This window comes from Psychrobacter frigidicola, assembly GCF_007997305.1.
Classification (GTDB): Bacteria; Pseudomonadota; Gammaproteobacteria; order Pseudomonadales; family Moraxellaceae; genus Psychrobacter; species Psychrobacter frigidicola.
This window is the reverse complement of sequence record NZ_VORZ01000003.1, coordinates 206,982-221,441: the sequence shown is the minus strand read 5'-3', so window position 1 is coordinate 221,441 and position 14,460 is coordinate 206,982. Positions and strand designations below refer to the sequence as shown.

Annotated in this window: 10 protein-coding genes; 6 read left to right on the top strand and 4 right to left on the bottom strand. The window is 43.7% G+C overall.

The genetic code is table 11. From position 1 onward, the window contains the following. Positions 1 to 40: 40 nt before the first annotated feature. The 4 genes from ES754_RS10120 to ispH form a co-directional block, all read right to left on the bottom strand. Positions 41 to 1,543: a C13 family peptidase gene (locus ES754_RS10120; RefSeq protein WP_147224069.1), complete on the bottom strand. Its 1,503-nt coding sequence runs from the start codon at positions 1,541 to 1,543 to the stop codon at positions 41 to 43. Positions 1,544 to 1,774: 231 nt separating this feature from the next. After that, entirely contained in the window at positions 1,775 to 3,808 is a 2,034-nt protein-coding gene (gene htpG / locus ES754_RS10115; protein ID WP_147224068.1) for a molecular chaperone HtpG, read from the bottom strand. A 222-nt stretch (positions 3,809 to 4,030) separates the two neighbouring features. Beyond that, positions 4,031 to 4,846, bottom strand: a complete 816-nt coding sequence (locus ES754_RS10110) for a thioesterase family protein (RefSeq protein ID WP_147224067.1) — start codon at positions 4,844 to 4,846, stop codon at positions 4,031 to 4,033. A gap of 107 nt (positions 4,847 to 4,953) precedes the next feature. Then, positions 4,954 to 5,910 (bottom strand): 4-hydroxy-3-methylbut-2-enyl diphosphate reductase, encoded by a 957-nt coding sequence (gene ispH / locus ES754_RS10105; RefSeq protein WP_147224066.1) that lies wholly within the window; start codon positions 5,908 to 5,910, stop codon positions 4,954 to 4,956. Between the two features lie 268 nt (positions 5,911 to 6,178). Between ispH and gmk the strand changes: the two genes are divergently transcribed. From gmk to ES754_RS10075, 6 genes are all read left to right on the top strand, one after another. Further along, a complete protein-coding gene (gene gmk / locus ES754_RS10100) occupies positions 6,179 to 6,805 on the top strand; it encodes a guanylate kinase (RefSeq protein WP_147224065.1) in 627 nt (208 codons plus the stop codon). 156 nt (positions 6,806 to 6,961) lie between these two features. Further along, positions 6,962 to 7,222: a DNA-directed RNA polymerase subunit omega gene (gene rpoZ / locus ES754_RS10095; RefSeq protein WP_062533720.1), complete on the top strand. Its 261-nt coding sequence runs from the start codon at positions 6,962 to 6,964 to the stop codon at positions 7,220 to 7,222. Between the two features lie 391 nt (positions 7,223 to 7,613). Beyond that, positions 7,614 to 9,803 carry a RelA/SpoT family protein gene (locus ES754_RS10090; RefSeq protein ID WP_147224064.1) on the top strand — a complete coding sequence of 730 codons (2,190 nt, stop codon included), beginning with the start codon at positions 7,614 to 7,616 and terminating at the stop codon, positions 9,801 to 9,803. 123 nt (positions 9,804 to 9,926) lie between these two features. Then, positions 9,927 to 10,307, top strand: a complete 381-nt coding sequence (locus ES754_RS10085; protein WP_147224063.1) for a Rid family detoxifying hydrolase — start codon at positions 9,927 to 9,929, stop codon at positions 10,305 to 10,307. 161 nt (positions 10,308 to 10,468) lie between these two features. Continuing rightward, on the top strand, positions 10,469 to 12,727 hold the full coding sequence (locus ES754_RS10080) for a primosomal protein N' (protein WP_147224062.1): 2,259 nt from the start codon (positions 10,469 to 10,471) through the stop codon (positions 12,725 to 12,727). A gap of 184 nt (positions 12,728 to 12,911) precedes the next feature. Then, positions 12,912 to 14,108 carry a cation diffusion facilitator family transporter gene (locus ES754_RS10075; RefSeq protein ID WP_147224061.1) on the top strand — a complete coding sequence of 399 codons (1,197 nt, stop codon included), beginning with the start codon at positions 12,912 to 12,914 and terminating at the stop codon, positions 14,106 to 14,108. The last annotated feature ends 352 nt before the right edge of the window (positions 14,109 to 14,460 follow it).

Sequence of the window (14,460 nt, the reverse complement as noted above, 5' to 3'; positions counted from 1 at the left end):
TGGGTGTCTTTGTTAAAACCATTTTAATTAACTAAATTAACTAGCGCTCACTGGCTTGTGCTGTATTAGGCACTGATTCAGATATGCTATCAGGCACAATATTAATCGTCGCCTGATTCACATTATTAGAACTATTAACATTGTTGGGGTTAATATTTGCCACTACTGGCCGTGCCTTATCGAACAGCACTTGCTCAAAGGCCGGTAATGCCGTCTCCATAAGACTACCAATCACCATTTGTGGTTCTGAGGGCTCAAAGCCCATAAATCCTTCGCGCTCACTAACTCGCAAACTGGCATCTTTAAACGCTGCTGCAAAGCTGGTGTTTTCACGCAAGCTCTCAGCAAAGAAGGCTTGACCGAAATACGTCATCTCAGCAGTGTTGGTACAGCCAAACGACATCTTATTCGCAGCTGACGCTGTAATCACGACAGTGGTTGGCGATTCCAATTCATCAATGAATGAGCCGGAATAACAAGCGGATACAATAATTACCCGCCAGCGGATACCTGAAGCATCAAGTGCTTCACGTAGCCATGCCGGATCTAAGTTATCCATCTCAAGCGGTGGATTCTCTAACTGTAAAATATCTTGGTCACCATGCGATGATAATGTCAGCAGCAACACATCCTCATCAGCATTCATCTGCTGGCCGATACGCTTGAGCCCTTGCAAAATACTGGTCTTAGTCGCTACTGGCTCATCAAGCCAGCTATAGGTATTGTTAATCAGTGTTAGCGAGTTGCCCTTGGTGCCAAAACGGACATCGAACAATTCGCGAACTTTATTAATCTCCGAGCGAAAAACGTTTTGTTCAGCGTAGCCTGCTACTCCCATAAAATACCAGTCACTTTTGCCCGCTATGCTCGGGTTAATACTATCTAGCGCTTGCTGTAATAAACGCGGCTGCTCATAAAGTGCCGCCTCTTCTAATATAGGCTGAACAGGTATTTGTTTAAATATAGGCTGGTCAGCGACGTTATTTTGCCAAATGGTCAGTAGCGCCACTGCGCCTACCAATACAAGGATACGTTCCCACCAAGGAGTACGCTGGCGTCGGGCAAAAATCCATAGCAGTGCCAAAGTTTGCCATAAAAACAGTAGCAAAAACAGGATTGGTAAGAACGAATAACTCCAGTCCGGTAGCCAGCCATGACTGCCCAAAAACTGCACGAAACTTTGCAGCAGCGCTGACAACGTATCGGCTACTAACCATAGAACTACAGGTACAAAAACTAGGCTTTGATTGCCAGCGCGTCGGGCTAAAATAATGCCGCCCAATAAAATAATAGTTGGCCAAATCAGATAGCTGACCAATCCTTGCTCATTAAAGACACTACCATTTTCAGCAGCTAGCCATGAAAATAAAACGTTACTACCGAGCGCCAACGACGCGAAAACAGTAAACTGTATGAAAGTGGGCTTAACCCAAGAAAACGCGCGCGTTGACCCGACTAGCATCCACAAAGATGCAATAATATTAGCAGCGAAATTAAGCGAAAAGCGCTGAAGAGAGATGGTTTTGAGCGACGAGAGTGACAAAGACGTAGACCTCTATCCAGCCAAGAGAAATGAAGATATAATCAGATAAAGATTACACAGTTGACCAGTTTATCCTGCCAATCTATCGCGATTGTAACGGATTGTGAGTTAAGACGATAAGGCTAATTTGTAAAGCGAAATATAAAAAACCCATAAAAAAAGAGGTCTTACTATAAGACCTCTTTTTACGTATAACCATTTCTACAAAACAGTCTGACTTATCTCTACTGACTAGCGCATCAACAGCTCATTAACACGTTTAAGATAAGCTGCTGGATCTTCTAACTGGCCACCGTCAGCTAATAATGCCTGATCAAAAATCACTTGTGCCAAGTCATCGAAATGCTCACTGGTCTCTAACTTTTTAATTAAGGGATGGTCAGGGTTAACCTCAAGCGTGGGTTTGCTCTCTGGTACTTCTTGCCCCATTTGTTTGAGCATCTGAATCATTTGCGGTGATAACTCACCTTCGCCAACCACTAAACAAGCTGGACTATCTACTAAACGCGTAGACACTTTTACGTCTTTAGCGCGCTCGCCCAATGCTACTTTTAATTTATCAACGACAGGCTTGAGCGTTTCTTCGGCCTTTTCAGCTTCGGCCTTTTCAGCTTCGTCTTGCAAGTCGCCTAAATCAACGGCACCTTTAGCGATATTTTGTAGTGGCGTCTCATCGAATGCGGTCAAGAAGTTCATCGCCCACTCATCAACACGGCTGGTCATCAGGATAACTTCGATACCTTTTTTCTTAAACAGCTCTAATTGTGGGCTATTTTTGGCAGCAGCAATATTATCAGTGGTCAAATAGTAGATGGCTTTTTGACCATCTTTCATGCGCGCTTTGTAATCTTCAAAGCTGGTGGTTTCGCCATCTTGGGTGCTGGTCGCGTAACGCAATAACTTGGCAATACGTTCTTGATTGCCCATGTCCTCGCCAACACCTTCTTTGATAACATCACCAAATTCTGCGTAAAACTCAGCGAATTTGGCTTGCTTATCGCTGTCTTCACTATTAGCAAGGCTTGCCAGCAACGTTAAAATACGACGAGCGTTACCATCACGAATCGACTTTACGTCACGCGACTCTTGTAAAATCTCGCGGCTGACGTTCAATGGTAAATCAGCTGAATCAATGACTCCTTTAACAAACCGCAGGTACATCGGTAGCAACTGCTCAGCGTCATCCATAATAAAGACCCGCTTAACGTACAGCTTCAAACCATGCTGCTGCTCACGCGTATATAAGTCTACTGGTGCTTTTTTAGGAATATAAAGCAGCTGGGTATACTGTACGCGGCCTTCAACACGGTTATGCGTCCACGTAAGTGGGGCGTCCATATCATAAGTGATGTTTTTATAAAAATCGACATATTCGTCATCTTCAATCTCAGATGCTGAACGTGTCCATAACGCACTGGCTTTATTAATGGTTTCCCACTCGTCAGTCAATACCATCTCACCACCAGTCGGAGCGGCATTTTCATCTGAGTCGTCTTCGCCATCAGCAATATCTTCTTGCCAAATCTCTTTACGCATCTGAATCGGTAAGCTGATATGGTCAGAGTACTTATTCACTAACTGCTTGATTTTACCGCGGTCTAAATAGCTGTCTTCGCCTTCAGAGTATTGCTCTTTAAGATGTAAAGTAATGGACGTGCCGCGCTCAGCTTTAGTAATAGGCTCAACGGTAAAGACGCCAGTGCCATCAGAGACCCAGCGCACGCCTTTATCAGCAGTATCGCCCGCTTTGCGCGTTTCAACGCTAATGGTATCGGAGACGATAAAACCTGAATAAAAACCAACACCGAACTGACCGATTAACTGACCATCTTGTTTTTGTGATTCAGACAATTTGTCTAAGAAAGCTTTGGTACCTGACTTGGCAATCGTGCCTAAGTTCTCAATCGCGTCAGCCTCATTCATGCCAATACCGTTATCGATAAAGGTGATGGTTTTAGCGTCTTCGTCAACCGCAATACGAATGCGTAATTCGCCATCATCCTCATAAAGACTGTCATCATTGGTCGCTTCAAAACGCAATTTGTCACAAGCGTCAGAGGCATTTGAGACCAACTCACGGACAAAGATATCAGAATTAGAATATAGCGAATGGGTCACTAAATGCAATAATTGCGCAACTTCTGCTTCAAACGTATGTTTTTTGAGTGCAGGTTTTTGATTATCATTGCTTTGATTATCAGCACTTTTAGTGTCAACGTTTTGTTCATCAACACTTTTACTATTACCTTGGGTTTGTTCACTCATGAAAAACTCCTTTAATTTATTTTGCAAAATTTATTATAAAATAGTTAATTTTAAGCTGAGGTTGCTGATAAGGATAAATATCCAGTTCAACCTTAAATTCCGCTAGACTGTTTATACAGATAGGGGCGCTGAAAAAAAATTCAAGCGCCCCTACTACTTTAAGTGATCTTTATTATCGTTCTTAGTTTGTATGTGCAGCAATTATAATTGATAACGATAGAACTAACCCGGCATTGGACGAATAGTTAGAATCTGTTCGCTTCGCCCAAATGGTCCATGAATATCATGCAGTACACTACTGGTCACACCGATGCCGTCAGCACCAAATTGTTGTACCGCATCAATGCCCAACCAACGTCCTTGTGGCGAACGGTACATATGGATCTGTAAGTCAGTATTAGGAAACATCCACTCAGCATCGGACAACCCTAAACCTAAGCGCGGCACCACGCCATTTGCAGTATCTACCATACCCATTAAGTGCACTAAATCATCGGTTGGCTCGCCTGCAACCATCTCAGTATCATTAGTTATCCACACCCTGCCTTTGCCGGGTCGACGGTTTGGCTCTGAAACTAAGCGCAAGGTTTTGATATAACCACCCGGCCATTCATGCATCTGCATCCACTCTGGCAATTGTTCAGGCTGGTAGGCGGCACTTTGGTCTTCAAGCCCTGCAATGATACTAGTATCTTGTGTCATCAAGCGCCAAGCACGCGCAATAATACAATCACGTCCACCATTGCTTAATACAGATTCTATCAGCTCAATGGTTTTGCCTGAGCGGATAAAGCGAGTAGTAATAGTAGATTCCGCTAAAGGTATCCGGCCTAAAATATCAAGGCTAATACGGGCAATACGCATATCAGCTTGCGCACTAAAAACATTCAGCTCACGAGTTAGCAAGCCAGTTGCCGAGGCCATATGTTGGTCAAGCTGATTCCACGTTCCTTGAGTGTGCTCGGTAGGCTGATAGTGCGCAACACTGCTGCCATCGGCTTGCTGTTCCCGATGAATAAAATGGTAATAAGCAGTCATGCTAATCCTTAAATTCTTTACTATATTTTTAAAACAAGCCTTTATTAATGCCGCTTAATTCTTGAAGATGAAGTAATCACAATATATCAAATTGTTGCTGATTGTTGCTAATTGCTGACTTGTGCCACAGGAATACGCAACTCTTTTGGCAAACTAAAAAAGACGTTTTCTTCGATACCAGCCAGCTCATTCGGTATCTGACCACCCCAATCTTGCAATTGCTGTAATACTTCCTGAATCAAGATTTCAGGTGCTGACGCGCCAGCGGTTACTCCGACATTTTGTACGCCATCGAACCAGCTTTTATCCATCTCACTCGCGTTATCAATCAAATAAGCCTGACAATCCATGCGCTCTGCCAGCTCACGCAAGCGGTTAGAGTTTGATGAGTTTGGTGAGCCTACAACCAACACCACCTCACAACGTCCGGCCAAGTCTTTGACCGCATCTTGACGGTTTTGGGTCGCGTAACAAATATCGTCTTTACGCGGCCCTTGAATACTGGGGAATTTATCACGTAGCGCATCGATAACGCGAGCCGTGTCATCCATTGATAACGTGGTTTGGGTGACAAAAGCCAAGCGTTCAGGATCTTGTACCGTTAAAGCGGCAGCGTCACTCTCATTTTCCACTAAATGGATATTGCCACCGTAACGATGACTAAAACGCCCCATCGTACCTTCCACTTCAGGATGACCAGCATGCCCAATAAGCACGGCATCCATGCCTTCTTTAGCAAATTTTGCGACTTCCATATGTACTTTAGTAACGAGCGGACAAGTGGCATCAAATACGGTGAGATCGCGGCGTTTGGCTTCATCTTCGACCGCTTTTGAGACCCCATGCGCTGAGAAAATAACGATCGAGCCATCAGGTACTTCATTCAGCTCTTCGACGAATACTGCCCCACGATTGGCCAAGTCGGATACTACAAACTTGTTGTGTACCACTTCATGACGCACATAAATGGGTGGCTCGAAACGGGTCAACGCTTGATTAACAATCGCAATCGCGCGGTCCACACCCGCACAAAACCCACGTGGATTGGCAAGATAAATTTGCATAAAACGACCTATCATTGGATAATTTAGATTCAGAAAACTTTACATTTAAAAAACTTTCAATTTAGAAAGCTAGGATAAAGGAATACCCTACTTTATCATAATTTGATTTTATAACCTTTTAAAATACCACCGCCCCAGTCTTATCGAGATTTTGGGCGTAAAATTGATATTTTAAAACCGCTATTATTAAAACCATTTTTACTTATTTATACTTTTTGTCATTTACACTTTACCATTTTTAGCTTTCTTATCCTATTAGGACACTTTTATGACAGGTTCATTGTTTATTATCACTGCCGCCTCTGGTACTGGCAAGACCTCACTGGTCAAGCAGTTACTGGCTACCACCAATGACTTGACCGTAAGTATCTCGCATACTACCCGCAAACCGCGCCCTGGTGAAATCGAAGGCCACGATTACCATTTCACTGAGGTAGAAGCCTTCATCAGCGCTATTAATGAGTGTCAATTTTTGGAGCATGCTGAGGTGTTTGGTAATTATTATGGTACCGCTGAACAAAGCGTGCGCACTCAATTGGAATCAGGTGTCGATGTCATCTTAGAGATAGATTGGCAAGGTGCGCTGCAAGTCAAAAAGATATTTACTGACGCCACGATGATTTTTATTTTACCGCCCAGCATTGCCACCTTGCGCCAGCGTCTATCAACACGCGCCACCGATAGCACCGCTGTTATTGAACAGCGACTGTCCGGTTCAGTCCATGAGATGTCACAATATGTGCATGCAGATTACGTGGTGTTTAATGATAATTTTGAAGTCGCACTCACGGAGCTAAAAGCTATTATTGTAGCTGACAGACAGACTTTAGTACGGCAGCAGCGCCGTTATCAGAGCACGATTACTACCTTACTCAGTAACCTAACAACTGATTAACTCTGAGTGATATTAACCGCTAATGTATTAAGTAAAAAAGCAACTACGCGCCTAAGCAAAAAATGCTATAATAGACGGTTATTCCCTATATTTTTATACTATTATCAGTAGACGGACCTTATCCGGCACTGATAAAAATAACCGAGGTAGCTAACTATGGCACGCGTGACGATTGAAGATTGTTTAGATAATGTGGATAATCGCTTTGAGCTGGTATTGGTTGCCAGTAAGCGCGCCCGTCAGTTGGCTAAAGGTATTGCAGAGCCAATGGTTGATGTCGATAATGACAAACCTACCGTACTGGCATTACGTGAGATTGCTGCTGGCAAAATTACCCGTGATATCCTAAATCAGCCGGAGCATCATTTTGCGACCAGCTCATTAGATTTAGCGTTATCAGGTGATCATGGTTTCTAAGCATCGATAGGATAGCAAAGGCTTAACAGTTCTTAGCTTACACAACTGTAATTTAGGCAAAAAAGCAGACAGAAAACTTAATTGAAAACCACAGTATTATGCTGTGGTTTTTGCCGTTTATACGGATTGCAACTTTAATTTTTCTATTAAGAAATTCATAGTCATTTGAAGTATTTTTTAGTTTTCATAAGGACTTTGTGCTTAGTAGTTGACATTTAGTGCAATTTACGATTAATTAGAGGGTGGTTTAGTAATTATAACAATCAGCAACTCTGCCATATCTTCGCTCTTTTACAAAATTGCTTTAACCGTTTTGTTTCTCAATACCCTTATCGCCATAACCTTACCGTTCAGCTAAGTCGCCCAGCAAAAACAACAGGACAGTCACTCCATGAGCCAAACCTTGCCCAAACTCAGTCATCATATGGTTGATGAAGCTCAATATAATTTACTACGCTCAGTCGGCTATCTGAACGCCGCTGAGCGTCTTGATATTATTGATGCTTGTGAGTTCGGTGATATTGCCCATATCAAAGATAAACGTAAATCTGGGGAGCCGTATATTACGCATCCGATTGCGGTCGCTGAAATATTAGCGGGCTTTCGTTTAGATCGTGATACGATTATTGCCGCTATTTTGCATGATACGGTAGAGGATACTGAGGTCAGCGATGACCAACTCGCACAGCGTTATGGCGAAGTGGTCGCGCGTTTAGTGGATGGGGTGACCAAACTAAAATCCTCCAGTCACAATAAACAGCAAAATAAAGCAGCGACCTTTCATAAAATTCTGACCGCAACCCTTGATGATCCCCGAGTTTTAATCATTAAGCTTGCCGACCGCCTGCATAATATGTCTACCCTCGATGCTGTACGCCCTGAGAAGCAGCGTTCTACGGCTCAAGAAACGCTAGATTTTTACGTCCCATTTGCACGCCTAATGGGGCTTAATGACATTGCCGACTATATTGAGGTGCTGTGTTACCGTAACCTTGATTCTGATATGTATAATAAATTGTCTGATAAACTGCTACAACACGGCCTTGGGCGTAATTTTCAAAGAGAAGCCATTCATCGTTATTTGACGATTGTTTTGAATAATTTGGGACTTGGCAGCGGACATGTAAAAGTTCTGGATAATCGCGTGGTTATCTATCGGCAGTTTTTCCGAAATCGTGGTGAAGTTAATGCGTTACTACGCCATTATGCTTTTGAGATTGTACTTGATAATATCGAGGCTTGTGACAAGCTGGCTTACTATTTAATTAAAAAATATCAGATTGATGACAGTCATATTAGTGATAATATTCGCAGACCATTACCGGGCGGCAATCAATCATTAACGCTTATTTATGAGCGAGATAATGATTTTGTTAAAGTGACGATTTTGACAACGCAAATGCAACAAGCGGCAAGGCTTGGGGTGATTGGCGCCGAGCATGCCTCTGATGTGAGCCAATCGGTCATTCAAGCGTCATTACGCAATATGAAAGAGTTAATTGATGAAGACTCTTTAGATAGTAATAGCCCTGATTTTATGGGTACCATCTCTACGATTAATGAGTTAATGGATTATCTACATTCCAGTAAAATCCTCTGCTACAGTCCGCAAGGTCGCGCTTATGAGTTACCGCAAGGAGCGACAGCGCTAGACTTTGCCTATGCGGTTGGCCCAATGGTAGGTAATGTTGCTGTAGGCGCAAACGTTGATGGCAAGAAGGCCAAACTGGGTACCGTCGTCAAAAATGGCGAGTTGGTCGAGATTGAAGTTGGTAATAATTCTGAACCTAAAGCAGAATGGCTCGGCTTCGTGGTGACTAATAAGGCACGTGAGGAAATCCTACGTTGGTTTAAAGATTTATCTGCACCAGACAAGCAGCGCCATGGTCAGCAAGCGTTAGATCGTGCCTTAAAAACCTATCAAAAAAGTCTTGAAGATCTGAGCACTAGTGACTGGGATAATCTCATTGAATGGCGCGGATTAAGTGAAAAAAATGCTTTGTTTGAGCAAATTAGCTCCGGTACTTTATTGCCACAATTGGTGGTTTCGCGTTTATTTAGTGACGAGGTAACCAGATTACATGCCGAAGAACACAGCCATGAACCTACCCAGCCGCAGCAGTTGGTTGCTAACGCTGCAGGCGTTGAGCTGGACTTTGCCAACTGCTGCCACCCGATTTATGGCGACCCTATTGTTGGGCACTTATCACGACATGGACTGGTTGTTCATCGACACAAATGTTTCTCACTCGATGATATTCGTAAAGACAACCCGTATCAGGTCATTCAGTTGCGCTGGCGCGATGATAAAGCACTTAGGCGTACAGAAAATGGCGAATACGACGAAAAAATCCGCTTTCCTGCTTATTTAAAACTATCCATTGCGCTGAGCGATGAGCAAATCAGCGAAGTGATTTATCACTTACGTCAATTGAACATCGGTGTCGAAACCGTCGATGTACGTAGTAGTGACACTATTGTCCATATTATCGTACGTAGCCGTATTCATTTAGCCCAGGGTATCCGCGAGTTGCGCTCCTTACTCGGGTATCCTAATATTATGCGGCTATATCAGCTATAGCCTGGTTACCAAAGAACTTTAATAAAAATAATGAATAGTTTGAAATATTGACTAAAAAGATGCTAACTTTACTTACTAAAAATTTAGTATATTAATCCACTGCGAACACAACAAGGACATATAATGAGCCGTCAAACGATTCAAACCGATAAAGCCCCTGCCGCTGTTGGCAGCTATTCACAAGCCGTTAAAGTAGGCAATACGGTCTATATCTCAGGACAGCTGGGTTTTGACCCTGAAACGATGGAGATAGCTCCAGACTTTGCAACCCAATCAAAGCAAGTATTTGAGAATATCAAAGCCATTTGTGAAGCAGCAGGCGCCACCCTTGATGACGTGGTCAAATTTAATGTGTCACTAACTGATTTAAATGACTTTGCGGCCTTAAATGAGCTATTCGTTGCCAACTTAAGCAAGCCATATCCTGCCCGCGCTGTGGTACAGGTAGCAGCTTTGCCAAAAGGTGGTTCGGTCGAAATCGAGTCAATTTTATATATAGAATAGGGTTACTGCAAAATAACCGTTACCCCCAAAACTATTGAATAAATCAACATTAAGCCCAAATATCTGTTCTTAAACGAGAACTGTTTGGGCTTAATTTTTTAATTTAACTTATCATTATTAATCGTTAATTTATCCATGAAAGGTTGCGAGGCGCACGCTTTATGTTGGTACAAGTGGCTCTACCTGTCCCCCTTTATCGGGTGTTTGATTATAGCGTACCGATGGAAGACAATGCTTTACCTGCTATCGGCAGCCGCGTGGAAGTATCCTTTGGCAGGCAAACCTTAATCGGTATCACCGTCGCCCATATTGCGCAAGCAACCAGCAGTGTGCCCAGTAATAAGCTAAAACCTATCAATCATTGCTTGGATGATGCGCCTATTCTCAATGAAAATATGTTGGCACTAGCGTCGTGGATGGCGCGTTATTATCATTACCCACTGGGTGATGTACTGGCAGTGATGTTACCTACGTTTATTCGGCAAGGGCGACCGCTGGATTTGCTTATCACTCATTGGCGCATTTTGCCAAATGTCAGTGATAACGACTTTCATACTAATGCTAACAAGCAAAAACAGCAGTTCGATATGCTTAAACTGCATGGCGCGCGCGGCGCGAGTGAAGATGTATTACTACTAGAAGGTATGCAGCGGCCATTCCTAAAGACGCTAGAAGAAAAGGGACTGATTGAGCGCTATATCGAACCCAAATCTGCCCCGAAGCCAGTCAGCCTTGCCAAAATGCCGCTTGATTTAAATGCAGAGCAGCAGCTTGCAGTCGACGCTATTCTCACCGCACATAATGCTGGTAAATACAGCGGATTTTTATTAAATGGCATTACAGGTAGTGGTAAAACCGAAGTATATCTACAAACGATGCAAGCAGTATTAGAAGCGGGTAAACAGGTACTCATTTTAGTACCTGAGATTGGACTGACCCCGCAGACCCGCGCACGCTTTGCCAGTCGCTTTGCCGCGCAAATTGTATTGCTGCATTCTGGTATGAGCAATACCCACCGACTACAAGGCTGGCAAGACTGCCGTACCGGTCATGCACAAATCATCATCGGTACGCGCTCAGCAGTGCTCAATCCGTTTGCTAATCTGGGGCTAATTGTGGTTGATGAGGCGCATGATGCCTCTTATAAACAGCAAGATACTTTGCGCTATCATGCTGCTGATGTGGCGCTATACCGAGGCTTGCAATACAATATTCCGGTGGTACTCGGTACGGCAACGCCTACTCTCGAACATCTAAAGCTGGTCGATGATGGTAAACTGGTCGAGTGCCAATTGCGAACCCGTGCCGGCAGTGCCAAGCTTGCCACCATGCAGCTCATCGATGCGCGCCAGCAAAGCACCCATCAGCAAGCGCAAGATGATGGCGCACGCTACGATACTGGTCTGACCGACATTCTGATTGGTGCAATTCGCCAGACTTTAGAGGCGGGTGATCAAGTATTAATATTCCTCAATCGGCGTGGCTATGCACCCGTTTTGCTCTGCGAAGCTTGCGGTTGGCAGGCGGATTGTCCACGCTGTGATGCCCATTTAACTGTCCATTATAGCAATCAGGCTAATCATAACTCCTATTTAAAATGTCATCATTGCGATTGGCAAGCCTATATTCCTGCTGCCTGTCCAGATTGCCGCAGCCAAAACTTAGATGCCAAAGGTATGGGCACCACACGGCTAAGCGAGAACCTACATGCTATTTTTGCCAATCCGCAAACCAGTAAAGACTTATATCCTATCATTCAGATTGATCGTGATACCACCCGCCGAAAAGACAGCTGGGAGAAAATTTACGAACAGATTAACCAGGGCAAGCCCGCAATATTAGTCGGCACCCAAATGGTGGCCAAAGGTCATCATTTTCCCAATGTCACCTTGGTTTGTTTGCCGAATGCCGATCGCGGCTTTTTATCAGCAGATTTTCGCTCTCCAGAACACACGGCACAGCTGATGATTCAAGTGGCAGGGCGCGCCGGACGTGGTAATAAACAAGGCAGAGTTTTGATTCAAACCTTGCAACCGGACAACGCCTTGCTCCTTAAACTGGTCAAAGATGGCTACCTACCCTTTGCGCGCGAATTATTACAAGAGCGTAAAATGATGGGGCTACCGCCTTATAGCCACGCCGCCTTGATACGCTGTGAAGGTAAAACCTTACTCGCGACCACCCAAGCCTTAAAAGATGCGATTGTAAGCTTGCCAGCAGCGCATAATCTTGCGGTGCTTGGCCCTATCGATGCACCTATGAGTAAGAAGAACAGTCGCTACCATTCTCAGCTGCTACTATTGGCCAAAGACCGCAACCAACTACATCATATTTTGAATCAATGGTGGCAGCCGGTGCTTGCATTACCAAGCGCTAAATATTTAAAGCTAACCCTAGATATTGACCCTGTCGGTTGGTAGCATCAGTTGTTTGCACCAATCGCTAAAACCTAGTCATTAAATTTGAGTCACTAAAACTTATCTGTCTATATTTATTTTTACGGCTTCACTAAAGCTTATAACACTCAGATATGCTAAATTTACTATATTTTTATAACAACTTTCTTCCTAGATAAACCCAATTTTCATTATTCTGAGTGTCATTATGAGCCCCAAACATCCACATCATGAACCTAGCAATGACAAACACTCAGACAGTTACCTCTCCTCTAGCAACCACGAACACGAACATAACGATGGCCATCAACACGACGATATAAATAATAACCACGACCACGTTGCTATGATTGACGATAACAAAGGCAGTGCCACGCAAAACACCAAAGGTTATCAGCGCACCTTGTTGTTTAGTTTTATCATCATTACCGGTTATATGTTTATCGAGGCCATTGGCGGCTGGCTGACGGGCAGCTTGGCACTATTATCAGATGCTGGTCATATGCTCAGCGATGCGGTAGCACTTGGTGCCACACTGATGGCCTTTAAAATCGGTGAAAAAGCAGCCTCCCGTGAAAAAACCTTTGGCTATAAACGCTTTGAGATTCTAGTCGCTGGGGTCAATGGCGCGACGTTAGTTATTATCGCGCTGATGATTTTTTATGAAGCTATTAAACGCTTTAACTCGCCGCCCGATATTGCGACTCAAGGCATGCTCATTGTTGCCACTATCGGCATGTTGGTCAATATTTTAGTGGCGTGGCTCATGCATCGTAGTAGCAATGATGGTGATGGTCATGTGCACGATCATGGCGCGACTTCTGCTACTGCTGCTGACACTTCTAAAGCGTCCAAGAATGAAAAACCAGCTAACCTCAATATGCAAAGCGCTTATTTGCATGTACTCAGTGACTTGATGGGTTCGGTTGCCGCCATTATTGCCGCGTTATTAATGATAGCTTTTGGTTGGCTATGGGCGGATGCTGCAGCCTCGGTCATCGTTGCCATATTAATATTATTTAGTGGTTATCGCGTGGTGCGCGACTCGGTACATATCTTGATGGAAGGCACGCCCAAAGGCTTGTCTTTAGAGATTATCGAGCAGGGTTTGATTGACCACACCCAAGTACAAAAAGTGCATGACCTACATGTTTGGAGTATTACCAGTGGACTGCATGCGCTCTCGTGTCATGTGGTCGTTGACGGTGATATGAACATCTATGAATCGAGTATATTAATTTCAGAGCTTGAGCAGCGCTTGCAAGATTTAGGCATCAGTCATGCCACTATTCAAGTTGAAAGTGCTGAACATCCGCAAACCAAAGCGCATAGTGATGCGTTAGTCTGTGATATATCAGCGCGCCCCGTTAAGGATAGCGGTGGTCATATTGGTCATTCGCATTAAGGTAAATTAAAGTGACGAGGGAAAACTTAAGAGGCACTATTCGATGTATCCGCTAGAGGACTGCGTTTATGTGTCTGATAGCTAGAGTGAATATAACGTGTGCTCGACCATAAAAACTAAATAGGCGTTAGCAGCCAGACCAGCGTAGCGATAGCGATAGCTATTAAAGTAAATCGAATACTCATATCAAACGCCCATCTCTAACGTTGGGTAAATAAGCAGAACCCATATTGGAGGTAAAAAATAGCCAATATCCAAATAAGAGCAATAGTCCAGTGCTTAATAAATTTAATATCACTTTACTCAGTACAAATACAATGAGCTAATGCCCTTTATAATTCGTTCTTATTTT